Source organism: Xanthomonas cissicola, assembly GCF_008801575.1.
Taxonomy (GTDB): domain Bacteria; phylum Pseudomonadota; class Gammaproteobacteria; order Xanthomonadales; family Xanthomonadaceae; genus Xanthomonas; species Xanthomonas cissicola.
The window spans coordinates 59,740-84,163 of record NZ_VZPL01000019.1 but is presented as its reverse complement, the minus strand read 5'-3'; the positions used below and the strand labels follow the sequence as shown (position 1 = coordinate 84,163).

Genomic DNA, 24,424 nt, shown 5'->3' with positions numbered 1-24,424 from the left:
GAGCAAGAGCGGATGTGTTTGACTACATCGAGCGACGCCACAACCCAAGGATGCGGCGAAGGGCGGCCAAGCAGGATCAGAAGGTTGCAGCTCTTTTACAACCGTCCGTGATATCGGGGTAGAACCCGAGCAACCGTTGCAGCGCGCGTGGAGCTCTCCGAGCGCCGGACGCCCAGAAGAAGGATCACCTGCCCTGCCATGTCCGCTTGCGAACGGATATATTGGCTCGTCGGCTGGATTTTCATCCGGTCCGTGCACCAGCGAAATGACCTGTTCGGCGGCGGATAACCTCTGCCAATCAGGTTCACCCAGAAGGTGGAATCCGTTTCTGGGCGTGTGGTCACCACTCGAACCGGCATCCGCCAAGCATTGGCGGCGTGGTCGATTTCAGACTGGACCGTGGCAACGTGGGTGACGACCAGCGGGCTTTCCACGAGGGTGTCATTGGACACGATATGAACCTCTCGCGTCCGCTCGTGCGGAGCAAGAGACATTAGGACATCGAAGACCAGGTGCGTAACGAGGGTGCTGTCTTTGCCACCGGAAAAGCCGATGACCCAGGGGTGTTGATGATCGGCCAGGTATTCCTCTCGGATGTCCTGCTGAATGCGCTGAATTTTCTTCCCCAGCGCGGGGTCCATCTGGGGGCGGGGACGTGCAATGCTCATCATCAGATTGTCTCATAGGCTTGATGCAGCCAAGCCGGGCGGGGCCGCAAAAAAGGCCCCACCATCGTGAAAGGCTTTGTATCGATTGGGCCTCGGTGACCGCGCTGCGGCCAGCTCAAGGCACACCAAGCTAATCCGAAGTGCCGTCAGAAGTGAGATGGCTCTTGACGAGGTCTAGCACGGCTTGTTGCCGCTCCTCGGGCAGCCGAGCAACCAAGAGGATGACTTCGGCCAGGACATCAGATCCGGCGTGGAAGTAGGCCTCCGGAACCCCCAAGACATCGCTCAAGGCAGCCAGGGTCTCGTGGTCAGGCTCTCGGTCTCCTCGCTCGTAACGGGAGAGACGTGACGAGGCGGCTTTCTCGTTCATCCCCAGCATCGCTCCTAGTTCGACTTGCGACAGGCCCGCCACGCGCCGGGCCGCGCGCAAGCGACGACCAAAGACAGAACTTGTGGGCAGGGATGCGGGCATGGAGATCTAACTGATGGCTGACCCCCAAGTCTGCACCGAGTAGCATCCTAGCGCACTTATCTGCCAATATGGCAGATAGAACTGCACCCACCCGAGGCCATATGGAACTTTCAAGACAAGGAGCGTTCGCTGCGCTCCTGGCAATGATGTTGGTTGCTCCTATCTCCGCCCACGCCCAGGACGGCTCTGCCCCCAAGCCAGGCTTCTTCCGCCAGCTGGGCAAAGGCTTGGCTGACACTGGGAAGCAGATGGTCGGCATCAAGCCGAACGCCGGCACCAAGGCCGGCAACCAAGGTGCTGACTCGATCTATGAACCCCTCAGCGGTGCCGGGAAGCTGCCCGGGCTTTTCAAGGGCGACAACCACCAAGCAGCGCAGGGCGGGAAGCTGGAGTGGCCTCGGGCGGCACTGACGTTCACCGAGTGGGGCGCCTCCCTGCCCTGTTGGACTGCGGAGGCTCGCATCTGGACCAGCCCAACAGCCTCGACGACCGAGAGCTTCCGCACCTGCTTCGATGCCGCCTTGACCGAGACCGACGACCTGGGCGAGACGGCCGAGCTCAACAGCGCTGCGCTGTGGAAAGGCCGGGACTCGCTAAATGGCATCCGAGTGCCGCCCAGCAAGCCGAACACCGGCGCCCAGCGTTCCACCGGTCCCAACCCGCCTGCACAGCCGTTCGTGGTCAACGTGAGCCGTCCTGGGGTCGCTGACCGTGCTGTGGACGTGTCGCTGCGCATTGCGTGGATGGCCGGCTTCATCCAGACGGCCGACCTGCACCCGGGCCCCTCGGGAATGCTGACGCCATTCAAAGACAACAGGCTCTGGATTGCTGGCTTCAAGCCGGACGGCAACCGAGACAAGTAACCCCGCCGCCTCCTACCCACCCCCTCTCGCTATCAAAGGACAGACATGAAACACGCAAGGATCGGCCTGGTCGCATTGACCATGGCCCTGGGCCTGACCGCCTGCGCCGGCAAGCCTTCGTCTGACAATGCCAAAGAGGCGTTCGTCCGGTTGCTGAAAGACAGCGGTGCCGGACAGGTCACCGACGTCCAGCAATTCGAGCTCTCCGGCTGCGTTGAAGCGGAAGGCGCCGAGGGCTACCGCTGCGATACCCGCGGCCAAGCGGTGCTCAACATCGAGGGCCGGCAGGTGCCGATCCCGGTCAGCAAAAATCTTCGCTATGCGAAGGCCGACGGCACTTGGAGGGCCTACGCCAAATGAAGACTCAACCCGATTCGCTTGTGGGAATGTCGGCAGGCGCCATCGGCGACTTCCGCGAAGACGGCGCCATGCGCGCTGCCCCCAAGAAGGTGACTACTCCGCACAACCGGTTCTTCTGGTGGTATTCGCTGTCACTGCTCTTTCTGGGCCCGTTCGGCTTCATCGTTGGGCCACTCATGGCGAGGCGGGGCCTGAGGAAGGCGGAGCGGCTCTATCCGCAGGAGGCCTATGCGGCTCGGCAGCGGGACCAAGGCTTCAGCTGGGCTCAATGGTGGGTCATGACCCCGCTGACCGTCATGGGAGCTTTTTGGGTCACCTCGATGCTCAGCGGACTCCCTATGGTTCTGTTTGTGCTGTATACGCAGCTAACTATGTAATCAAACTTGGCTGTGCCTCCATACTGCTCTGCTTGCAGGGGGCCCGTCGCGGACCATAAACAATAGGTATTTCTTCACAGCGGAGGCATGAGTCGTCCGAGAGCGGAACACCAAGCTCGCTTATTGCCAGTGGAATGCTGACGCTACTGAGCAATCAGGCTTTTATCTGAGAGGAAGTCATCCTCAATATTCTGCGTCGCATCAGGAATCGATATTGGCGAGAGCTTTCTTTAAACCTTGAAAGTTCTTCTGACGAACAAGCACGACGTGCAGCTTCAATCATATGCTTCCCTCGCGCCATTATGTGCAAATCTCCGTGCAATAACTTCAAGAAATCTGAGAGCTGAATGACTCGCTCTTGCAAATGCGCGACAGCCTCTTCCTCACTGGAAATACCGAATTTTTTCCAAGCTGGCTCATGATGGAAAACCCTATTTCGGAACATCCTTATTGACCGAACTTGGTCCCGCACATGAGTTAGGAGATCAATCTCGCTACGGCCGGCCCATTCCCCGCGAAATGCCGAGGGAAGATGCGCAGGCCAGAAAAGCGTATTGCCATAAAACTCTGAATCCAACACCCACTCCCATGTCGAGAACTCAGCTTTTGCGACAATCTCTGCATGAGTAGCAGGGATGCGAATCCTATAACGGGACCATTTATCGACTGCCACCTGCCTAGTTGCCTTAACGAAATTATCCCTAAGCTTTTGCACTACGTCTGGCTCTGTTGCCCTACTACGATAGCTCGCGTAGCGCAGACGTCCGCCAGCCCACCACATTTGGTTACGGGACGGGGTTAAGGATGCGTCAATCGCATTCCTGAGTGAGACTTCAATGATTTGAATTAGGGGATAGAGCTGGGCGCAGGCGTGTGCGTTCCATAGATACGCCCCAATCACCTCCTCTTCACTAAGATGAGTGAAGACGCTGCGGTAGCTATGCAGGCGTGACGTTGAAATCAACTCCTCTATGACCTGCGGGCTGTATACTGCGACTCCTGTCATGCGCTCCCCCTATTTTCCCTGGCATAGATTAGCATCATGGAGCCACTTGACTCCTTGCCAACATAGCACTATGATAGGTTTACATTGGCTGGTGCAGATATCTGCTAAGGCCGCGAAACACCTACCCCGGACTAGAGCCGGGGCTTTTCGTTTCTGGGGCCTGAAATTTTGAATTTCCTCTGACGCTCCTATCTTCCACAGGCATTTTTCACGCCCTTGATGCTTGACTGGGCTTGCGATTCAGCGAAAAAGTGGTGAAGTGCTGCTAATGTCATCGCATCGCTCCCTATAATTTAGCTAGATTAGCTACGAACTTGCCTCTGTGGTATGTGGGCAAGCATACAGGCACGCCAAATTTGACAAGTGTCGCCACCCGATCCGGCAAGCTCCGCCGGTCGATATAGAATTTCTCCAAGACGGTTTGCCCAGTCCCGTGCCCCGTGAGAGCTCCAATAGCAGAAGCCGACACCCCGGCCTCGTCCAGCTTTGAAGCGATGGTGTGGCGGAACCCGTGGAAGCCCTGTCCCTTCTCCGATACCCCTTGCCGCTTGATGTAGACGGAGAACTGGCGGCTCAGCTGCCGTCCGTAGCCCAGCCCTGTCGAGTTGGGCAGGTCCGGAAATAACCGCTCGACCCCAGCTTGCCTCGCCTCTTCCACGTAGGTGAGGAACCCGGCTTCGATGACCGGCTGAGCCAGCGGGATGAACCGCCGGCTGTGCTTGTTCTTGATGCTCTGCTTCTTCCCAATCTTGCGGACAAAGAAGCCGGGCACGCCGTCGATGGTGTCGATATCCTCCAGCCGGAGCTGCGCGATCTCGTTGACGCGAGCCCCTGAGTAAAGCCCGAGGATTGGCCCAAACCAACGATGCGGATACTTCGACGCCCACTTCGGGAACTCCACCGGGTCAAAGATAGCCTTCAACTCGGCGTCTGTGAAAGGCGAGCCCGTGTCTTCCGAATCGGGCGTGGAAATCGCCCGGATGCCCGCCAGCGGGTTTACCGCCAGATGCTTGCCCTCGACCAGCGACACCAGGAACACGCTCAGCCGTTGCCGGTGCTTCGCCATGGTCCACGCCGCCGGTTCCGGCTCCTGGTTCTTTTTCGCCAACTTGATGACCTCAGGCACCGACAGGTCCCGATAGGCCGGCCGCTTGGTCGCATTCGACGGCCAGTAGCGCACGCCCTCAAAGAAGGCCCGCACGTGATCCTGGGTCAGCGAGGCCACGGGCACGTCCTTACCGATGATTCCTGCAAACAGGCGCAGGGTGTGACGGCTTTCCAACACGGTCTTCTGATGCAGACGGGCCCCGGCCAAGTCTCTCAAATGATCGGCCATCGCCTTGGACAGCATCAGCGCCTTGGGTGCATCGCCGCCGCCGGATATGCGCTGACTGCCCTCGCGCAACTGTTGCCGACGCTTGGCCACCCTTGCCGCCATGACCTCAGTGGGCTCTGTCTGCCGCGCCCGCACCATTAGGTCTCCGAAGATCCCGGCATCGGCGGGGTTGTCCAGCTGCGCCTGAGCAATGCGCGTGCCGTCCGGCAGCGTCACATCTTTCAGCGTCAGCTCTTTGATGTTCCCACTGCGAACCTTTTCCAGCAGCTCTTCTAGATCCACGGTTATCCCTTTCCGCATAGCATCGAATGCCATCGATAGTGCCATCCCCATCGTGGCCGCCGCCAGCCTGGCGTGGTCACCGCGACGGTTTCCCAGAGATCGGACAAGGTAACGCGAGCCAATCGAGGCTCGAAGATCGGTAGGGACAAAGAAGCGCGCATACAGGCCGGCTGAGCGCGAGATCATCAGAGGCTTGGGCAAGATTGATACCTCGATTGATACCTCAAGGGGCATCGCTCGGAATCATCAATCGGCCGAAATGTCCAACCTAGTCAATCACTTAGAGACTTGGCGGAAGCTCTGGAGCGGGCGATGGGAATCGAACCCACGTCAGTAGCTTGGGAAGCTACAGCTCTACCATTGAGCTACGCCCGCGTGGCGCTGGCAGAGTTTATGCGGGTGCAGGTGTCTGGCGCAACGTGCGCAGATAGAACGAGGGCCGGTTGCCCGGCCCTCACGTGTTGCGCATGACCTACCTGTGGCGTACCGCGCCTCAGAAGTTGCCGCTGAAGTTCACGAACAAGGTCGCGTCGCGGGCGCTGCGCTGGGCGGTGGTGGTGCTCAGGCCGATGTTGCTCTGCAGGCCCCACAGCCCGGTGCGGGCACCCAGCACGACAGTGGCGTAGTTGCGATCGAAGTTCTGGCCAGGAACGGTGTACATGCCTACTTCCGGCATCGACTGCAGCCAGGCGCTGGCTTCGCCGCCGTCCTTGAACTCGTGGTCGTAGGTCGCCTGCAGGTACGGCTTGACCATGGCGCCGTCCAGACGCACCTGGAAGCCAACGCGGCCGACCAGCGAATCGATGTCCTGATTGGCGTAGCCCAGCGCGGTGGCGCTGTCGTTGCTTTCGGTGTAGCCGTCGAGCTTGATCTTCTGCCAGGTCAGGCCGGCCACCGGGCCGTATTTGAGGTTACCTTCGCCCAGCGAATACCCGGCGTTGAGGGCAGCGGTGAGATTGCTGCCGTCGGGGGAGCCGCTGTGCACGCGGGTGGCTGGCCCAAGCTGGACTTCGCGGTCCACGTCGTAGCTCAGCCAGCTGTAGCTGACCTGGGCATTGACCCACACCGGGCCGGTGTACCAGCCGAAGAAGCCGCCCAGGGTGGTGTCGTCCTGCTTGAAGCTGCCGTTGCGGTTACCGAAGTCGGCGTCCATGCGGCCGAAACCGGCAAAACCACCGAACACCAGGTCGCCTGCAGTCCAGTCCACACCGAACAGGCCGGCCGGCGCCATGCCGTCGTACAGGTCCGCATGGTCGTAACGCTGCATGTCGCCGCGCACGCTGCCCCACCAACGCATGCCATCGGCGTCCGGCTTGCCCTCCAGATGCCAGGCCACCTGGTCGGCGCGCGCGCGGCCGCCGGCCTGCGCCGAATGCGTCAGCACCTGCTGCAGACGCGGCGCTTCCAGCAACGAGATGGCGTATTCGCCCAGGATCTGGTGCACCGCCGTGGTCGGGTGAATGCCATCGGCGAACACATAGGTGTTCTGCGCATTGGCGGCGACCAGGCTGGTCGGGTTACAGGCCGGCAGCGGCACGGCCGGGTTGCAGGCGGTGCTGGTGACATTGCTGAAGCCGTAGGTGCCCGGGTTGGCGACGATTTCCTGCAGCAGGTGGAAGGTGTCGACCGGAATCACGCGCAAGCCAGCGGACTGCAGGCCATTGAACAAGGCGGTGTTGTAGGCGGTGGCTGCAGCGGTGCCCTGCGCCATTCCCACGGCGCCGCCCGCACGGAAGCGCGGGGTGAGGCCGACGTCCGGAATGGTCGGCACCATGACGTAGCGCGCGCCGGCATTCTGCAAGGTGGCCACGGCACCGACCTGGGCGGTCACCGCGCTGCCGATGATGGCCTGCGCCTGTGCCGGGGCAAGGGACGCGGCGAGCAGGTCGTTGGCGCCGCCCCACACGGTGTACAGCGCATTGGGGTTGGCGCGGCCGCCGTTGGCGGTGAGATAGGTGGTGATCTGGCTGGTCACCGACGGCGCAGCGCCGAGTGCGCTGACCGAGCTGGCCTGGATGCGCGCACCGCCTGCAGCGTAGTTGTCGCCGGTCTGGCCGTTGCCATTGGGCGCGGCATTGGTGCCGAAATGGTCGCCGACATATTCGGCCCACACCCAACCCGGGTTGGTGGTGAACTTGCCGGTGACCGCGCGCGAGGCGGCCGGGAGCAGCGGATTGTAATACCCGCTGTCGGTGAGGCTGTCGCCGAAGAACACGGTCTGGTCGAAGGCCGACTCGGCCATGGCCGGGGCGGCCGCGATAGCGATGGCCATGGCCATGGCCATCAGGGAGCGGATCGGGCGAAGTGTTGAAGCCATCGGAATGCCTGCTTGAAGTTAGTGGGACCGGACCGGCGTGCATACGTACGCTGGCGAATGGCACATGGTTCCACCCTCGCCGCTCGCGCTCACGCTGCATTGCCGCATAACGCAAAAACGCGCGCCGGAGCGGCACGCGATGCAACAATGATGCCATGAACATTCAACTCAACGGCACTCCGCGCTCGCTTCCCGACAACTTGCTTCTGTCCGCCCTGCTGGAGCAGGAAGGCCTAGCACAGCGCCGCGTCGCGGTAGAGGTCAATGGCGAAATCGTGCCGCGCGGACGGCATGCAGATCACGCATTACGCGAGGGCGATGTGGTGGAAATCGTGCACGCGCTGGGCGGCGGCTGATGCGCCGCACAGGCCGGCGCATCAGCGCCCGATCGGTGATAATTGCCGCATGACGAATCCCGCCCCCTCTGATGCCCTGGTCATCGCCGGCAAACACTACCGTTCGCGCCTGCTCACCGGCACCGGCAAGTTCAAGGATCTGGACGAAACCCGCCTGGCCACCGAAGCCGCCGCGGCCGAAATCGTCACCGTCGCCATTCGCCGGGTGAATATTGGCCAGGACCCCAACGCGCCCAGCCTGCTGGATGTGCTGCCGCCGGAGCGCTACACGCTGCTGCCCAACACCGCCGGCTGCTACACCGCCGAGGACGCGGTGCGCACGTGCCGGCTGGCGCGCGAACTGCTGGACGGCCACAACCTCACCAAGCTGGAAGTGCTCGGCGACGAGAAGACGCTGTACCCGGATGTGGTGCAGACGCTCAAGGCCGCCGAACAACTGGTCGCCGATGGTTTCGAGGTGATGGTCTACACCTCCGACGACCCGATCCTGGCCAAGCGCCTGGAAGACATCGGCTGCGTGGCGGTGATGCCGCTAGCCGCGCCGATCGGCTCGGGGCTGGGCATCCAGAACAAGTACAACCTGCTGGAAATCATCGAGAACGCCAAGGTGCCGATCATCGTGGATGCCGGGGTGGGCACCGCCTCGGATGCGGCGATTGCCATGGAGCTGGGCTGCGATGGCGTGCTGATGAATACCGCCATTGCCGGTGCGCGCGACCCGATCCTGATGGCCAGCGCGATGCGCAAGGCGATCGAGGCCGGACGCGAGGCGTTCCTGGCCGGGCGGATTCCACGCAAGCGCTATGCATCGGCGTCGAGCCCGGTGGATGGTGTGATTGGATGATGGGGCGGTCTGCGTTGACATTGTGGCCGAGGCGCAATGATTGGCAGTGCGGCGTGCGGAATATGACCGCTGCCAGATCGCGCGTTGCTACGAGCGCCCCCTCACGCCATACCCTCACCCCAACCCCCGGCCCGCGCCTGCGTCGCGGGCGCTCCCAGGCACGCGCGCCCATGGCGCGCAAACCGTGCCTCCTCGCCCCGGTCGGAGAGGGGCTTTCGTTTCGCTGATGACCTAATTCATGACTGATCCCTTCACAAGCGACGGCGCCAAGATGCCGCCCAAGCCCTTCACCATCGAAGAGGGCCGCCGGCAGGTGCGCAGCTTCGTGCTGCGCCAGGGCCGCTTCACGCCGGCGCAGCAACGCGCATTCGATGCGCTATGGCCGCGTTTCGGGCTGGATTACCTCGGTGCGCCACGCGATCTGGCTGCCACCTTCGGACGCGATGCGTACAAGGTGCTGGAAATCGGCTTCGGCAATGGCGCTGCGTTGCGCTTTGCCGCGCAGCAGGACCCAAGCCGCGATTACATCGGCATCGAGGTGCATGCCCCCGGCGTAGGCCGCCTGCTCAACGCGCTGGAGGAAGACGGCAGCACCCATGTGCGCCTGTATCACCACGATGCGGTGGAAGTGCTGGAACACGAGATCGCCGACGGTGCGCTGGACGAAGTGCGTATCTATTTCCCCGATCCATGGCACAAGAAGCGGCACAACAAGCGCCGCCTGATCCAGCCGGCGTTCGCGCAGTTGCTGGTACGCAAGCTGCGCGAGGGCGGCCGCCTGCATGCGGCCACCGACTGGGCCGATTACGCCGAACAGATGTGGGACGTGCTCGATGCCACCCCGGGCCTGGTCAATCGCGCCGGCCCCCGCGGCCACGTCGAACGCCCTACCTGGCGCCCGCAAACCCACTTCGAGACGCGCGGCCAGAAACTCGGCCACGGCGTGTGGGATCTGTTGTACGACCGGGATTCGGGAATCGGGAATCGGGAATCGCAAGAGCAACTGCCTTCGGCATCCGGATAGCGCCTCCTTGCGTCGGCGTTACCCGCTTTTCCCATTCTCCATTCCCGACTCCCTATTCCCGGCCCCCAATGGACACCGCGCTGACGCTGACCAACGATATGAAGCTCGTCCTCGGGCTGGTCGGTTTCACGATGGCGATGTTCCTGTTCGAGCGCATTCGCGCCGACGTGGTGGCGTTGATCGTGCTGGTGGTGTTGGGCGTCACCGGGCTGGTGGCGCCGGAGGAACTATTCGGTGGTTTCTCCGGTAATGCGGTGATGAGCATCATCGCCACCACCATCCTGGGCGCGGGGCTGGAGCGCACCGGTGCGTTGAACCGGTTGGCCACCTGGTTGTTGCGGCGTTCGCACGGCAGCGAGCAGCGCCTGATGATGATGACGCTGGCCATCTCCGGCTTGAACTCGTCGTTCATGCAGAACCCGTCGGTGATGGCCTTGTACCTGCCGGTCGCCTCGCGCCTGGCCGCACGCACCGGGCTCACCTTGCAGCGCATGCTGCTGCCGATCGCCGCTGCCATCGTGATGGGCGGCGCGCTCACCATGGTGGGCAATTCGCCGCTGATCCTGCTCAACGACCTGCTGGTCTCGGCCAACAACAACCTGCCCTCGGGCATGGCCAGCATCGAGCCGTTGACGATGTTCGCGCCGCTGCCGATCGGCGTGGCGTTGCTGATCGCCGCGTTGCTGTACTTCCGCTTCTATGGCGACCGCAAGCTGATCGAAGAAGAACGCCTGATCAACGAAGGCGTGACGCCCTCGCGCACCGAAAGCTATTTCGCCAAGACCTATGGCATCGACGGCGATGTGTTCGAGCTGACCGTCACCGCCGAAAGCCCGCTGGTGGGCATGACACTGGGCGAAGCCGAAGCCTTGCACGATGCGCCGTTGCTGCTGGCGCTCAAGACCGGCAACGACACCCGCCTGGCACCCCCGGCCGATATGCGCATCTGGGTCGGCAGCGTGCTCGGCGTGATGGGCCCGCGCCAGGAAGTGGCCGATTTTGCGCAAAACCAGTTCCTGCGCATGTCCTCGCGCCTGCGCAACCTGGGCGATTTGTTCAACCCCAGCCTGGCCGGTATTTCCGAAGCGTTGATTCCGCCGAACTCACGGTTGATCGGCAAGAGCGCCGGCGAATTGCGCCTGCGCAAGCAGGCAGGCATCAGCCTGCTGGCGATCAACCGCGACAAGCAGGTCATCCGCGAAGACGTGCGCAACGTGCCGCTGCGCGCCGGCGACATGCTGGTCTTCCACAGCATCTGGCAGGACTTGGTGCAGGCGGCGGAAAGCCGCGATTTCGTGCCGGTGACCGACTTCCCCAAAGGCGAGCAGCGCCCGCACAAGTTCAAGATCGCGATGGCGATCTTCGCCTTTACCATCCTGATCGCGCTGACTTCGCGCCTGCCGGTGGCCCTGACGCTGATGACCGGCGTGGCCTGCATGCTGGTCAGCGGCGTGCTGCGCATGGACGAGGCCTACGCATCGATCAACTGGAAGACCATCTTCATGATGGCCGGGCTGATTCCGCTGGGCTGGGCCATGGACAGCAGCGGCACCGCGGCCTGGGTGGCCGGCCACACCATCGACCGCCTGCCCGAAGGCATCCCGGTGTGGGCGCTGGAAATCAGCCTGGCCTTGTTGACCACTGCCTTCTCGCTGGTGATCAGCCACGTCGGCGCCACCATCGTGATGGTGCCGATCGCGGTCAATCTGGCGTTGGCGGCCAACGGCAACCCGACCGCGTTCGCGCTGATCGTGGCGTTGTCGGCGTCCAACAATCTGATGACCGCGTCCAATCCGGTCATCTCGATGGTGGCCGGCCCAGCCAACTATCAACCGCGCGAGTTGTGGCGCGTGGGCGCGCCACTGTCGCTGATCTACATCGTGGTGATGGTGTCGATGATCAACCTGATGTTCTGGTGGGCGGCGCGCTAATCCAGCGTTGCGCTTTTCGGGCGGCGACAAAGCGTCCTCAGCAATCGTTCCGGGCGCTTACCCCAGCAGCACCTGCTCATCGTCGACCCGCACCGGCACCGCAAACAGCGATTGGCCGCGACACGGCCCGCTGATGCACTCGCCACCACTGAGTTCGAAGGCCGCGCCATGCGCCGCGCAGACCAATTGCCCTTCCTTGGTCTTGAGGAATTGCCCCGGCGCCCAATCCAGCCGGCGGCCGGCATGCGGGCAGATGTTCAACCAGGCACGGACCTGGGCGCCTTCGCGATACAGCACCAGCGATTCGGTACCGCTCTCCAGGAGTGCTTCGACTTCCAGAAACCCGGCATCGGGAATCTGCGTCAACGTGGCAAGCGTGGTGGGCGATGGCAACGACATGCAGGCGACCGGAAACGATGGGCGATGGGGCCTGGATTGTGGCATGCGGGCCTTGCAGCACTGGCAGCCTTAGGCAGCCCCGGGGTGAGCGCGGACAACGCGATTCCTCGGACAACCGGACACAACTGGCCGTATGAGCCTCCATCCACGCATGCCGCGCGTGATCGCCTTCGCAAATCGCCGCGCCGATTAACGAACTTTTCACTCAATGACATGAAACCGCAACGATACTGCGCGCTCGTTTCCTGCCCGGCAGCCCACCGCCATGCCCGCACGCATCTTCCAATTCGGCAACTTCCACCACCTGTTTGCGCCGCGCAAGCCGCGTCACCCGTTGGTGCGCGTTGCCGCCGGCCTGGCTGGTCTGGCGATCCTTGCGGTGCTGATCTTCTTCAGCGTGTTCGTTGGCGCAGCGATGATCCTGGGTGGCATCGCCTGGAAGCTGTTGAGCAAGTCGAACCGCCGCACGCCGCAGCAGGCACGCGTGGTCGACGCCGAGTACCACGTGGTGCGCAAGCCGGCGTTGCCGTTGTCGCACTGACACCTGGCTGCCTGCATTGCTGCGCCGCCGTCTAGGCCTGCGCAGCAGGTGCCGGGGTTTGCTCGATGCCTGCATCGATGATGATGTGATTCCAGCAACCCACACGTGGCGTCTGATGGCTTGCCACGCGTTGAGCAGTGCCATGTCGCCGGGTGATGCGCTGCGCTGATGGCCAGACGCGCATTTGGTGCTGCATCGAGCACCAGTTCATCGCTCTGCGCGCACTGCTTCTCAATGCCGCATCAATGCGCACCGCGCCCGCATCGGACGCCAGCGGCGCGCTGCCAGCCCTGTAGTGGGTTCGCAATCGTCTGGTACGCGTTGTCATCAAGCGTCGATACGGCTGTCTGCCGTCTTGCACGCGCTGCCAGCCCGGCCGTGTCGTGCGCTGGATGCAAGCGTCATGGTTCCGTCGTACACAGGCGAACCGCTAGACTCACCTGCCCGTATGTTGAGGATGCGCGCATGACCCACGATGTGATTCCCGCCGCCGATGTTCCGCGCATTCCTGTGGTGGGTGGTGGCAGTTTTCCGGTGCATCGCATCTACTGCGTGGGGCGCAACTTTGCCGACCATGCGCGCGAGATGGGCGCCACCGCACCAGCCTCCAAGGCCGAGCGTGGCCAGCCGACTTTTTTCATGAAGCCTGCCGATGCCATCGTGGTCGGCCACGGCGACCACATCCCCTACCCGCCTGGCACCAAGGAACTGCACCATGAAGTGGAACTGGTGGTGGCGCTGGGCAGCGATGCGCCGGCCGGCGAGTTGCCGGTGGCACAGGCCGAGCGCCTGATCTACGGCTACGGCGTGGGCCTGGATCTGACCCGTCGCGACTTGCAGGCCGCTGCCAAGGCCAAGGGCTTGCCGTGGGATATCGCGAAGGGCTTCGATCACTCCGCACCGATCAGCGAGCTGGTGCATGCCGGCGAAGTCGGCGCGCTGGAGGCGCTGAATCTGTCGCTGGAGGTCAACGGCCAGGTGCGTCAGCAGTCGTTGCTGGATCAAATGATCTGGAACGTGCCGGAGATCCTGCACGAGCTTTCCAAACTGTATGCACTGCGCGCAGGCGATCTGATTTTCATGGGTACGCCGGCCGGCGTCGGCCCGTTGCTGCCAGGCGACCAGTTCAGTGCGCGCCTGGAGAACGTCGCCGAGCGCCACGGCATCATCGCGGGCTGACATCGCACCGGCTACGATCGGGCTGCGGCAGTTGGTCCGCGACCGCAGTTGGAGTGCACTATGGGAATGGTCAGCGAATTCAAGCAATTCGCAATGCGCGGCAATGTCATCGACCTGGCGGTCGGTGTGGTCATTGGTGCGGCGTTCGGCAAGATCGTCACCGCGCTGGTGGAGAAAATCATCATGCCGCCGATCGGTTGGGCCATCGGCAATGTGGATTTTTCGCGCCTGGCGTGGGTGCTCAAGCCGGCCGGCGTCGATGCCACCGGCAAGGAGATCCCAGCCGTTGCCATTGGCTACGGCGATTTCATCAACACCGTCGTGCAGTTCCTGATCATCGCCTTCGCGATCTTTCTGGTGGTCAAGTTGATCAACCGCGTGACCCATCGCAAGCCGGACGCGCCTAAAGGCCCGAGCGAAGAAGTGCTGTTGCTGCGCGAGATTCGCGACGCGCTCAAGAACGACACGCTCAAGCCGCCGGGCGCGCTATAAGCGGGCACAACCAACTGGCGCATCCTGTGGCGCTTCTTCGCGCAGAACAATGACCTTTCGCACGCAGACGAGGGACCTCGCGCTGATAAGCTCGGGGTCCCCTTGTCGTTGGAGCCGCCCTGCATGCGTCGTCTCGCTGTTGCCATCTCTGCCCTACTCGCCTGCTCCTGCGCACTCGCCGCGCAGACAAGCATCCCCGACAGCGCATTGCGTACCGCAGCGCAGTTGCGCGAGCAGGCGCTGGCCGACGACACCGGCTTTGCGGTGGTCCAATCGTTGACCACCGAAGTGGGCCCGCGCATTGCCGGCGGCGAAGCAGACCCGCGTGCGGTCGCCTGGGCCAAGGCGAAATTCGCTTCACTGGGTTTCGACAAGGTATGGACCGAGCCGGTGACCTTTCCGAAATGGGAGCGTCGCAGCGAACACGCTGCCGTGCTCGGCGCGCATGCGCAGCCGCTAACCATCACCGCATTGGGCGGCAGCCCGGGCGGCACCGTCGAGGGCGAAGTGGTGCGTTTCGAAACGTTGGCTGCGTTGCAGGCCGCGCCAGCCGGCTCGCTGGCTGGCAAGATCGCCTTCGTCGATTACCAGATGGTCAAGGCGCGCGACGGCAAGGACTACGGCAATGGCGGCGCTGTGCGCAGCAAGGGACCGTCCGAAGCGATACGCAAGGGTGCCATTGGATTTGTGATGCGCTCGGCCGGCACCGATTCGCACCGCGTGCCGCATACCGGCATCACCCGTTTCGATGAGGGCCTGCCGCCGGTGCCGGCTGCAGCGCTGTCGGTACCCGATGCCAACCAGCTCGCGCGGCTCACCGCACTGGGCAGCACGCGCGTGCGTCTGGCGCTGGATTGCGGCTGGGACGGCACGGCCACCTCCTACAACGTGATCGGCGAAATCACTGGGCGCAGCAAGCCCAAGGAAGTGGTGGTGATCGGCGGGCATCTGGATTCGTGGGATCTGGGCACCGGCGCCATCGACGACGGCGCTGGCGTGGCGATCACGATGGCTGCCGGCCACTTGATCGGCCAACTCAAGCAACCACCCAAGCGCACCATCCGCGTGGTGGCCTTCGCCAACGAGGAGCAGGGTCTGCACGGCGGCAAGGCCTATGCCGCCGCGCACGGCAAGGATGCCAAGGACATGGTGCTGCATCAGATTGGCGCGGAAAGCGACTTCGGCGCCGGGCGCATCTATGCGTTCAACACCGGCGCGGCGGCGCCGGACGACTCGCGCGCGGCGACCAAGCAGATTGCCGAGGTGCTGGCACCACTGGGCATCGCGTATGAACCGAGCAAGGGCGGCCCCGGCCCGGATGTCGGGCCGATTTCCGCCAAGGGTGGAGCCTGGGGGTGGCTGGCGCAGGATGGCACCGACTACTTCGACCTGCACCACACCGCCGACGACACGCTGGACAAGATCGACCCGAAGGCGCTCGCGCAGAACGTGGCCGCCTACACCGTGTTCGCATATCTGGCCGCAGAAGCCGATGGCGATTTCGGCAGCCGCGCCAAGAGCGTGCAACCGCCGAGCGAGTGATTGCGAGGACGATGTGGTGCATGCGCCGAACGCTGGATGTGGCAGTGATTTACTCATTTTCAGGCGGGAGGCGCATGCAGGAATCGCACGATGCCTGGCGCTGCTGCTTGCGTAGATCGGCGCGTTCGTCTGGCGAGTGCGCAGTTGCGATGAAGCGGCTGCCGCTGACCGCGCGTTGTGCCGGGTAGACCCACATCACTTGCTCGGCAGCGGTGCGTACGCGTTGGATTCAGTGGTGACCTGTAGCTGCCGCTGGTACTGCGTGATGTGATTGGTCGGTTGCTTTTCGTGGTCGCTTTACACGTCGAACCGGTGGCGCGCGCATTCGCTCTTACTCCAGGATGAGCACACACAATGGTGGCCAAGCGGCAACGCAGTGCGAACAGTGCGGCGACGTTGTTGGATGTCGCCAAACATGCCGGCGTCTCGCCGATGACCGCTTCGCGTGTGATCAACCGTCACCCGCATGTGGGCGAAGCGATGCGCGCGCGCGTGGAGGCCTCGGTACAGGCATTGGGCTACCGGCCCAATCTCGCCGGCCGTTCGTTGCGGACCAGCGGGCTGCTGCGTATCGGCGTGCTGTACAGCAACCCGAGCGCCGCGTACCTCAATCAATTCATGCTCGGCCTGCTCGAGCAGAGCAGCCTCACCGGCAGCCAGGTCATGGTGGAGAAGTGCGGCGCCATCCGCAGCCAGCGTGCAGCCACCGAGCGCCTACTCGCTGCCGGCGTCGACGGGGTGATCCTGCCACCGCCGTTATGCGACTCGCGTCAGACCATCACCGAACTCGATGCGCGCGGCATTCCGGTCGTGGCGGTGGCCAGTGGCGCACCGATGGCGCAAATCAGCTCGGTGCGGATCGACGACTACCAGGCTGCGCGCGCCATCGTCGACCACCTGATCGAGCTCGGGCATCGCCGCATTGCGTTGATCAAGGGCGACCCGAAACACACCCCGAGCGTACTGCGCGCAAATGGCTATCTCGACAGCCTGCGCGCTGCCGGCTTATCGGTCGCAGATGGCTTGATCGCCGAGGGCTTGTTCACCTATCACTCCGGGCTCCTCGCCGCGCGCAGCCTGTTGACGCAGCCGCAGCCAGCCACTGCGATCTTCTGCAGCAACGACGACATGGCGGCCGCAGCGGTCGCGGTCGCGCATGGATTGGGCTTGCGCGTGCCCGAAGATGTCTCCATCGCCGGCTTCGACGATACGCCGGTGGCCACCACCATCTGGCCCGAGCTCACCACCGTGCATCAACCGGTCACCGCCATGGGGCGCGCTGCTGTGTCACTGCTGGCCGACGCGGTGCGTCAACGCCGCAAGGGCGACACCGCACCCGGCGTGCATCAGGTGATGAAATACACGCTGGTCAAGCGTGGCTCGACGGCAGGGCCGTCGAAGACATAGCGCGACAGCGCACCATCGCCATCCCGGTTCGGCACAGGCGCACCATCTCCATCTGCGCGCACGCTGCGCCGTCGCAGCCAACCGCCGCCCTTTCAACAGCAATCAGACCGACAGTTACAGCATTCCATTGCCGGCATGAAGCACAGACGCCCACGCAATCAAGCAAAAAAAACGGCCACATCGCTTCCCGACGATGTAGCCGAATGGGAGGGTATTCGACGTCACCGCCGAACGTACTGCAGCGCCGTATCGAACGGCGACGGGAAGAACGCGCAATGACCGCTTGGAGAGGAACGAGGAGAATCCCAGTTGCGGCACGGTGCGGGGATGCGCCGTACCGCACATCAGTGTCTTGCATCAGCGCATGGCATCAGAAGCGCAAACGCAGACCCGCGTAGTAGCGACGCTCGAAGATGTTCTGGTCGAAATAATGATTGGTCCACTGCGCATAACGGCGTTCGCTTTCGCCGGTGAGGTTGGTGGCCTGGGCGTACAAGGTCAGGTGGTCGTTGACGTCATAGCTCAACGACGCGTCCAGATAGCCGACGTCGTCGTTCCAGATCGCCAGCTCGTCGCCCCATGCGGAACTGTTGACCTGACTGAAGCGCTTGCTGCGCCAGTTGTAGGCAACGCGTGCCTGCAGCTTGTCCTTCTGATACCACAGCACCGCGTTGGCCTGATGCTTGGAGTTGTCGCCGATCGGCAGCGTGTTGCCGTCGATATCGGTGTTGTCGGTATCGGCATCGGAGAAGGTGTAGTTAATGTTGGTCCCGAAGCCGCTTAGCCAACCAGGCAGGAAATCGAAAGCCTGCTGGTAGCCGATTTCGAAGCCCTTGATCTTGCCGCCGCCGCCATTGACGATGCGCTCGACCGGGCCGCCCGCACGCACGACGCCATCGGCATCGGGCAAGGGCTCGATGTTGGTAACGGTGGTGGGGAACGACTTCACGTCGATCAGGAACGCACCCACGCTGATCAACGAGGCGTCGGCGAAATACCATTCCCACGAGGCGTTGTAGTTGGTGGCGCGATACGGATCCAGATCCGGATTGCCCGAACGGCCATTGAGGAACAGCACCGCATCCGATGGCAGCGACGGATTACGCGGCGGCGTGCCATTCACGGCGTAGAAGCTCACCAGACCACGGCCCAGATCGGGTAGATCCTGACGCGCAACCGCCTTGTTGTAGGCGAAACGCAGCTTCTGCGCATCGGTGATGTCCAGCGACAGGTTCGCGCTAGGCAGCACATCGGTGTACTGGCGATTGAGACGGTTGGTGCCGATCGCAGGACTGACGCCATTCCACTCGACATTACCGATATAGACATTGCCGCTGCTCAAATACTGGTCGATCGCCAGCTTGGTCTGAACGATGCGTGCACCGATGTTGGCCGTCCACGGCACGCGCGTGCCGGTACCGCCCTCCAGGTTGGCCATAAAATAGGCCGAGCTGGTTTTTTCGGTGACCTGATAGGAATCGGCTGCCTGCTGATACGCCACGTTGCCCGGATACAGGCTATTGAGATAAGCAACCGGGTCCTTCATCGCCTGCGGGTTGATGGCAGGCAGCCCCTGGCTGCTAAGGCCGGTGACCTTGAGCGGATCGAAGTCGTTGAAATACGCCCAATAGCCGGGAATCGAATTGAATGGCAGCAATCGCGCCTCGGACACGCCGCTGCAGGTATCCACGATCAGCGGATCCTTGTAGTAGTACAGCGAACGGTTCGGGTCGGCACAGCTGGACGACACCGGCGACAGATAACGATAGGTATCGAGCTTGAAATCGCGCTCGCCATAGCGAATGCCGAACTGGAAGCCGCGCACCACGCCCTCGTCGAACTCGAAAGTACCGTCCGCGCGGAACGCGTCCATCTTGGCCTCGATCTTGTTGCCCTGCGCCCAGGTGGACATCAGCTGCCAGTTGTCTGGGTTGGACACATCGGTAGCGAGGTTGACCGCCGGATAGGTGCCGCGGAAATCCACCGATGCATCCACGGTGGGCAGGCCGTTGACATTGGCCCACTGGGTCACGCCGCCGGCACGCGGAATCTGGTCGCCGCGCGTCACCGCTGCATCGGCACGCGCTTCGTCGTAGGTGCGCTGCGCATCGCCGTGCACCCAGCGGAACGAGGCACGGAATGGACCACCATCGTCGTAACGCAATTCCAGATTGGTGTTGAGCGCATCCGAATCCGCCACCCCGGCCATCGAATGCGCCTGAAAGCGGTTGTAACGGAAATTGCCGTACTCCAATACGCCGTTGGGATCGACCACCGACCCCGGCTGCAACTGGTTGGTCGCCCAACCGGTATGCAATTGTGCGGCCACCGAGGTGTCGTGGTCTTCGAGCTTGGTGTAGGCGGCGTCCGCCAGCACCGTCCACGAATCGTTGATGTTGAACTGGAACGAGCCGTTGACGCCGGTGCGCTGGCGATCGGTGCTGCGGTTATCCAGTTCGGTGGCCACCCAATTGTAGAAGTAGTCGCGCGGCAGATTGCCTGGGTCGGTATTGCTGCCGATACGTCCATCGCCGTTGAAGTCGAAGCCGACGTTCTGTTCGGTGGATTTCTGTGCGCCGTTGGAATACACGCTGGGATGCTTGTTTTCCAGCGTGGCATCCGAATACGACACCGCCAGCAACGCGCCCCAACGCGCGGTGCGGAAACTGGCCAGCCCCGAGTACAGCTCGTTGGCCTTCTGCACGCGATCGCCGTACGAGCCTTCGGCCTGGCCGCTGAAGGTCCAGCCTTCCGGCAGGTCGAACGGGCGCCGCGTCTTCAGCGAGACCGTGCCGCTGATGCCGCCATCCAGATCGGCGGCAGTGGGCGACTTGATCACATCCACGCCACTGAACAGCGTGGGCGGGATATCCACGAAATCCGGCTGCGCGCGGCCGATGTTCGGCTGACCATATTGATCGCCGCCGCCGGCACTCAAGTACAACTCGCCGTTCATGGTGGTCTGCACCTGCGGCATGCCACGGATATTGAGCTGCGAACCTTCGCCGGCCGAGCGCCGGGTCTGCACCCCAGGCACGCGCTGCAGCGAATCGGTGATGGTGACGTCGGGCAATTTGCCGATGTCTTCGGCAGAGATCGAATCGATGATCTGCGCGGCGCTGCGCTTGTTTTCGATGGCTTCGGCCTGCGCGCCGCGCACGCCCTTGACCATCACCTTGTCCAGTTCGGTGACGCCTGGAGTGGCGGCGGTATCCTGCGCGCTTGCGCCGCTGGCAAGCAGGGTGAGCGCAGCCGCAAGCGCGGCCGCCAATGGGGTGCGACGGGTGTTCGAATGCAGCTTGTTCATGGTCCCCTCCCAGGGATGACAAATCCACGACCGTTTCGACCGGCATTACCGGCACGGCAATGCGGTATTGACTGACGCACCAGGCGGTGCGTCAGTGAGAGCGTCGTGCAAGGCACGGCGCGGCAACACGCAGACGTCGCTACGGAGCCCCGTTGGCGACGCCTGTCGATGGTTCGGCATTCCAGCCACGCAGTTGCAGCGTGGCGTTGCGCAAGGTGGCAGCGGACGGGCCGCGAATGTCCACCACGCGCTCTTCGCCTGGTACCAGGCTCAGATAGTTGTCGCTGTAATAGGCCGGCAGGATGCGTTGGCCTTGCGCATCCACCAGGGTCAACTTGGTGTTGAGGGCCACCTGCTGCGACGGGTTGCGGACAGTGGCGCGCAGCACGGCCTCGTTGCCCTGCTGCAATTGCGTGGTGAGCTGCAGCGGCACTTTTGCGAGCGCATCCAGCCCGCGCATCGCCACCGCATCGCGCGCTACCCAATAGAAGTTGCGCGAACGCACTATCGCGTCGCGATCGAGCAACTGCAGCCGCACAAAGCCCAACCCGTTGGTGTCCTTCAGCGATGGTGCCAACTGCAGCACTGGCGCCGACACTGCCACCGCAGCGGCGTCCAGCGCCTGTTCACGCTGTTGCAGCAGCTTGCCGTCACTGGCGTACACCTGTGCACGCACGCGCAATCCACGCGCCGGCGTGGCAGCGTTGTTGACCACGACCACTTCGTACCCCGGCAGATTCATCTGCACATGCAGGATCTCGGCTGCATTGCGCACGCCGTAATACGCGGCGTGGGTGTCGTAATCGTGGCTATACACCTGCCACATGTTGCTCGGCCACGCCGGGTGGCTCATCCACAGCAGGCGACCGCTGTTCTTGCTCCACAGTTGCGCGTTGAAGCCTTCGAAGATGGCGCGATGGGTTTCGTAATTGAGCAGCTGCGCCTTGCGCTCGAAATCGGCCAGGCCGGTCGGTGCGCCCAGCTTGTCGGTCAGCGTGCGCATGAAACTATTGGTATCGCCATTCCCGGACTGGTGCCAATCGTGGTAGGCCCAGGCGTCGCTGATTGGCCATTGGTCGCCAACCGCCGGCACCGAGGCCTTGAACGACTCCAGCGTGGAGAACGATGGCGTGCCCACTTCCACCGAGAAGCCCTGTGCCAGCTTGTTGAAGTAGGCCACCGGCTCGCGATAGTTGTACGGCCCACTGCCCTGCAAATTGATCTCGTTGGAACTGCCGGTGTACCAGCGCGTGCCGTCGAGTTCGGCAACCAGCTTGTCCAGGCCTTCGTTGAGGATGGGGGCCGGCACGCCTTCGTTGCGCCCGAACCACAATACGATGGACGGATGATTGCGGAAGCGTTTGATCACCTCGGCCGCGTTGTCCAGGAACAACGCCGCGTCTGCCGGTTCCATGTTGTAGTTCTGCGTGGACTGCCAGAAATCGTTGAGCACCAACATGCCGTATTCGTCGGCCAGCTCGAAGAAGCTTGCTTCGGTGTTCTGCCCGACCCAGTTGCGCACCACATTGAAGTGCGCCTCGCGTTGCAGGCGGAAGTACGGCTCCAGCCGCTCACGCGACACGCGCTTGCGCCAATCGTCCATACCCCAGTTACCGCCCTTCACCGCAACGCGTACACCGTTGATGCGGATGACCAGATGCGGGGCCAGCGTGGAATCGTCCAGCTGCTGAACTGCCGGCGAGCCCAGCGCACCGGGATACAGCGACTGCGCGTTGCCGCCGGGTACCGGCCGGATCGCGGCATGGCGTACATCGACGATACGTTCGCCACGCTGGCGGGCCTGGTTGAGATCGACCAGCACACGGCGCAATGCGCCATCGTCGTCGAATAATGACAGCTCGTAGGTCACCTCGCGAATACCGAAGCGCAGCTGCTGCGCATCCGAGCGCGCGCCTGCCACATCGACACTGGTGTGCAATGTATACAGCGCAGGCTCGCCGTAGCCGTTGGGCCACCACAGCCGCGGGTTGACGAGGCGCAACTGCGGCGTATCGCCCGCAGTGAACTTCAGCGTACTGCCGCCGGCCGGCACCGTGACCTGGCGCTGGATGGTCACATCGCCGAAGGCCAACTGCACGCTGCCCTGCACTGCGGCCGGCGTGTCATTGCGCAGCGGCACGTTGATTTCCAGTTCGGCACGTTGATGATCCGGCGCCAAGCGCGCGGTCAGCACCTGGATGTCGCCAAGCGCGAGCGGGCCGCTGGCGTGCAACTGCACGTCCTGCCACAGACCGGCATTACGGTCGCGTACCGCGGGAATCCAGTCCCAACCCTCGCTGGCGATGAAGGTCGGCCCATCCAGGGCCTGCATGCCGCCGTTTTCGCCGACGCCTGCGCTCATCGATTGTTCGTGCGCAATGCCCGGATGCGGTGGCGGCGACACCCGTACCGCAATGACGTTGCGACCTGGCTTGAGCTGCGTGCTGACATCGAAACGACCGCGTGCGAATGCGCCGCGCGTGCGCCCGACCTGCACGCCGTTGACCCAGACTTCGCCGGCATAGTTGATGCCGTTGAACAGCAGTTCCAGACGCTTGCCTTGCGCGGCGGCAGGCAGATCGAAGCTGCTGCGGTACCACCAGTCCTGACGGCTCAGCGCTTCGGTTATGGCCATGTTGTTCAGACCGATATCCGGATCCGGATACACGCCACGGTCGACCAGGGTGGTGAGCACGGTGCCGGGCACGGTCGCCGCACGCCATGACGCATTGCCGGTGGTGTCATCGCGGCGCGACAGCGTTGCGCCGGTCGCTTGACCAAGCTCCGGTGCTGCGGCCAGTTGCCACGCACCCACACGCCAGGATGCGGCATCCAGCGATTGCAGCGCAGGCGCATCCGGTACTGGCTGTGCGACCGGCGCCGGGAACGCTGCGCTGCTGCGCGGCAACGTTGCAGCCGACTGCGGAGCAAGCTGGCCGGCCATCTGCTTGACCTGCACGCGCCAGCCTGGCGATGCGTCTTCGAAGCGTTGCAGTGCCGGATCCGGCGCGTTTGCGGCAAGCCGTGCAATGGCCTGTGCATCCAGCGCGCCCGCCTGTGCGGTAAAGCCCGCGATATCGCCGCCGAAGTGTTGCGTATACGGCGCCGGTTGCTGGCGTGGACCGAAGACGAGCGTCGGCGCGATGGCGTTCCGCTGCACACGACCGCTGGCGACCTTGCGGCCATTGGCGTACAGGGTCAGGCGAGCGCCTTGGGCAACTGCGGCCACTTGCGTCCAGCTGTCTGCACGCAGGGTTTGCGTACTGCGCAGAATATTGTCGGCGCCCTGCGCAAAGCCGAGTGTGCCGCCATCGATCACGAAGTAGCGGCCTGTGCCTTGCGGATCGCCGATGCCTGCAATCAATGCAGGACCTGTGATCGACCGTGATGGGCGTACCCATCCAGAGACGCTCCAGTCCGCATCCGCGGACAACCACGGCGTCTGGGCGGGGAGCTTCTTGGTCAGCGCAACGCCACCGGCAAGTACGCGCACGTCATACGGACCGGGCGGATCGTCGGCAGGCGCTGCCTCCACTGCAGTCCAACCCATGCAAGCACACAACACCCACAGCGCTCCGCGGCGGAACGCCCTGCGAACCATCAGCATTAGAGGCCTCTCCCAAGCTCTACTGCCACACAACGGTGCACATCGCTTCGATGCAATCGGCAACCCGTCGTGCAGACGTTCTGCGTCATGACCTCTGTGATGCCGCCCGTGGCT

General features: G+C 63.2%; 20 protein-coding genes, 1 tRNA gene and 2 pseudogenes. 14 read left to right on the top strand and 9 right to left on the bottom strand.

Going from position 1 to position 24,424, the window contains the following annotated elements; genetic code table 11:
• Window positions 1–122: pseudogene (locus F7R02_RS10605) on the top strand (IS3 family transposase); the annotation flags it as partial.
• On the opposite strand, the gene F7R02_RS10600 reads toward F7R02_RS10605, so the two are convergent.
• On the bottom strand, window positions 96–668 hold the full coding sequence (locus F7R02_RS10600; protein ID WP_235900889.1) for a phosphoadenosine phosphosulfate reductase domain-containing protein: 573 nt from the start codon (window positions 666–668) through the stop codon (window positions 96–98). The pseudogene F7R02_RS10605 and the gene F7R02_RS10600 overlap by 27 nt on opposite strands.
• A 130-nt stretch (window positions 669–798) precedes the next feature.
• Complete coding sequence (locus tag F7R02_RS10595; protein ID WP_078589222.1) at window positions 799–1,140, bottom strand: helix-turn-helix domain-containing protein; 342 nt, start codon at window positions 1,138–1,140, stop codon at window positions 799–801.
• A 101-nt stretch (window positions 1,141–1,241) separates the two neighbouring features.
• Between F7R02_RS10595 and F7R02_RS10590 the strand changes: the two genes are divergently transcribed.
• From F7R02_RS10590 to F7R02_RS10580, 3 genes are read left to right on the top strand one after another with little or no spacing between them, the layout of a single operon-like run.
• Window positions 1,242–2,003 carry a hypothetical protein gene (locus F7R02_RS10590; RefSeq protein WP_167521008.1) on the top strand — a complete coding sequence of 254 codons (762 nt, stop codon included), beginning with the start codon at window positions 1,242–1,244 and terminating at the stop codon, window positions 2,001–2,003.
• A gap of 45 nt (window positions 2,004–2,048) precedes the next feature.
• The gene (locus F7R02_RS10585) at window positions 2,049–2,363 is read left to right on the top strand and encodes a hypothetical protein (RefSeq protein ID WP_078589217.1); all 315 of its coding nucleotides are present in this window, start codon (window positions 2,049–2,051) and stop codon (window positions 2,361–2,363) included.
• Entirely contained in the window at window positions 2,360–2,740 is a 381-nt protein-coding gene (locus tag F7R02_RS10580; RefSeq protein ID WP_078589215.1) for a hypothetical protein, read from the top strand. Before F7R02_RS10585 ends, F7R02_RS10580 begins: the two co-directional genes overlap by 4 nt.
• Before the next feature lie 154 nt (window positions 2,741–2,894).
• Here the strand turns inward: F7R02_RS10580 and F7R02_RS10575 are convergent, their stop codons facing one another.
• From F7R02_RS10575 to F7R02_RS10560, 4 genes are all read right to left on the bottom strand, one after another.
• Window positions 2,895–3,746 carry an Abi family protein gene (locus F7R02_RS10575; protein ID WP_078589213.1) on the bottom strand — a complete coding sequence of 284 codons (852 nt, stop codon included), beginning with the start codon at window positions 3,744–3,746 and terminating at the stop codon, window positions 2,895–2,897.
• A gap of 286 nt (window positions 3,747–4,032) precedes the next feature.
• On the bottom strand, window positions 4,033–5,598 hold the full coding sequence (locus F7R02_RS10570; RefSeq protein WP_078589210.1) for a site-specific integrase: 1,566 nt from the start codon (window positions 5,596–5,598) through the stop codon (window positions 4,033–4,035).
• Between the two features lie 67 nt (window positions 5,599–5,665).
• Window positions 5,666–5,739 (bottom strand) — tRNA-Gly (locus tag F7R02_RS10565).
• 118 nt (window positions 5,740–5,857) lie between these two features.
• The gene (locus F7R02_RS10560) at window positions 5,858–7,642 is read right to left on the bottom strand and encodes an autotransporter domain-containing esterase (protein ID WP_005929918.1); all 1,785 of its coding nucleotides are present in this window, start codon (window positions 7,640–7,642) and stop codon (window positions 5,858–5,860) included.
• A gap of 194 nt (window positions 7,643–7,836) precedes the next feature.
• Between F7R02_RS10560 and thiS the strand changes: the two genes are divergently transcribed.
• The 4 genes from thiS to F7R02_RS10540 all read left to right on the top strand — a co-directional run bounded on the left by thiS (window position 7,837) and on the right by F7R02_RS10540 (window position 11,836).
• The gene (gene thiS / locus F7R02_RS10555) at window positions 7,837–8,037 is read left to right on the top strand and encodes a sulfur carrier protein ThiS (RefSeq protein ID WP_003487182.1); all 201 of its coding nucleotides are present in this window, start codon (window positions 7,837–7,839) and stop codon (window positions 8,035–8,037) included.
• A 49-nt stretch (window positions 8,038–8,086) separates the two neighbouring features.
• Window positions 8,087–8,881, top strand: a complete 795-nt coding sequence (locus tag F7R02_RS10550) for a thiazole synthase (protein ID WP_003487184.1) — start codon at window positions 8,087–8,089, stop codon at window positions 8,879–8,881.
• 238 nt (window positions 8,882–9,119) lie between these two features.
• Complete coding sequence (gene trmB / locus F7R02_RS10545; RefSeq protein ID WP_003487185.1) at window positions 9,120–9,905, top strand: tRNA (guanosine(46)-N7)-methyltransferase TrmB; 786 nt, start codon at window positions 9,120–9,122, stop codon at window positions 9,903–9,905.
• A gap of 68 nt (window positions 9,906–9,973) precedes the next feature.
• Window positions 9,974–11,836 (top strand): SLC13 family permease, encoded by a 1,863-nt coding sequence (locus tag F7R02_RS10540; protein WP_033485924.1) that lies wholly within the window; start codon window positions 9,974–9,976, stop codon window positions 11,834–11,836.
• A 57-nt stretch (window positions 11,837–11,893) separates the two neighbouring features.
• On the opposite strand, the gene F7R02_RS10535 is transcribed toward F7R02_RS10540, so the two are convergent.
• Window positions 11,894–12,235 carry a Rieske (2Fe-2S) protein gene (locus F7R02_RS10535; protein ID WP_039582362.1) on the bottom strand — a complete coding sequence of 114 codons (342 nt, stop codon included), beginning with the start codon at window positions 12,233–12,235 and terminating at the stop codon, window positions 11,894–11,896.
• A gap of 265 nt (window positions 12,236–12,500) precedes the next feature.
• Here F7R02_RS10535 and F7R02_RS10530 point away from each other — a divergent pair, with 265 nt between their 5' ends.
• The 6 genes and pseudogenes from F7R02_RS10530 to F7R02_RS10505 all read left to right on the top strand — a co-directional run bounded on the left by F7R02_RS10530 (window position 12,501) and on the right by F7R02_RS10505 (window position 17,396).
• Window positions 12,501–12,776, top strand: a complete 276-nt coding sequence (locus F7R02_RS10530) for a hypothetical protein (RefSeq protein WP_005914539.1) — start codon at window positions 12,501–12,503, stop codon at window positions 12,774–12,776.
• Between the two features lie 155 nt (window positions 12,777–12,931).
• Window positions 12,932–13,210, top strand: a pseudogene (locus F7R02_RS27515) (hypothetical protein).
• A 31-nt stretch (window positions 13,211–13,241) separates the two neighbouring features.
• The gene (locus tag F7R02_RS10520) at window positions 13,242–13,955 is read left to right on the top strand and encodes a fumarylacetoacetate hydrolase family protein (RefSeq protein WP_011052181.1); all 714 of its coding nucleotides are present in this window, start codon (window positions 13,242–13,244) and stop codon (window positions 13,953–13,955) included.
• Window positions 13,956–14,015: 60 nt separating this feature from the next.
• Window positions 14,016–14,447, top strand: a complete 432-nt coding sequence (gene mscL, locus F7R02_RS10515; protein ID WP_003487203.1) for a large-conductance mechanosensitive channel protein MscL — start codon at window positions 14,016–14,018, stop codon at window positions 14,445–14,447.
• Window positions 14,448–14,570: 123 nt separating this feature from the next.
• Window positions 14,571–15,989 (top strand): M20/M25/M40 family metallo-hydrolase, encoded by a 1,419-nt coding sequence (locus F7R02_RS10510; RefSeq protein ID WP_078589208.1) that lies wholly within the window; start codon window positions 14,571–14,573, stop codon window positions 15,987–15,989.
• Window positions 15,990–16,343: 354 nt separating this feature from the next.
• Window positions 16,344–17,396 carry a LacI family DNA-binding transcriptional regulator gene (locus F7R02_RS10505; protein WP_078589206.1) on the top strand — a complete coding sequence of 351 codons (1,053 nt, stop codon included), beginning with the start codon at window positions 16,344–16,346 and terminating at the stop codon, window positions 17,394–17,396.
• Window positions 17,397–17,766: 370 nt separating this feature from the next.
• Here F7R02_RS10505 and F7R02_RS10500 read toward each other — a convergent pair whose 3' ends face one another.
• Together F7R02_RS10500 and F7R02_RS10495 are read right to left on the bottom strand one after the other, a co-directional pair.
• A complete protein-coding gene (locus F7R02_RS10500; RefSeq protein ID WP_078589204.1) occupies window positions 17,767–20,703 on the bottom strand; it encodes a TonB-dependent receptor in 2,937 nt (978 codons plus the stop codon).
• A 139-nt stretch (window positions 20,704–20,842) separates the two neighbouring features.
• A complete protein-coding gene (locus F7R02_RS10495) occupies window positions 20,843–24,310 on the bottom strand; it encodes a glycosyl hydrolase 2 galactose-binding domain-containing protein (protein WP_078589202.1) in 3,468 nt (1,155 codons plus the stop codon).
• Window positions 24,311–24,424 lie beyond the last annotated feature (114 nt).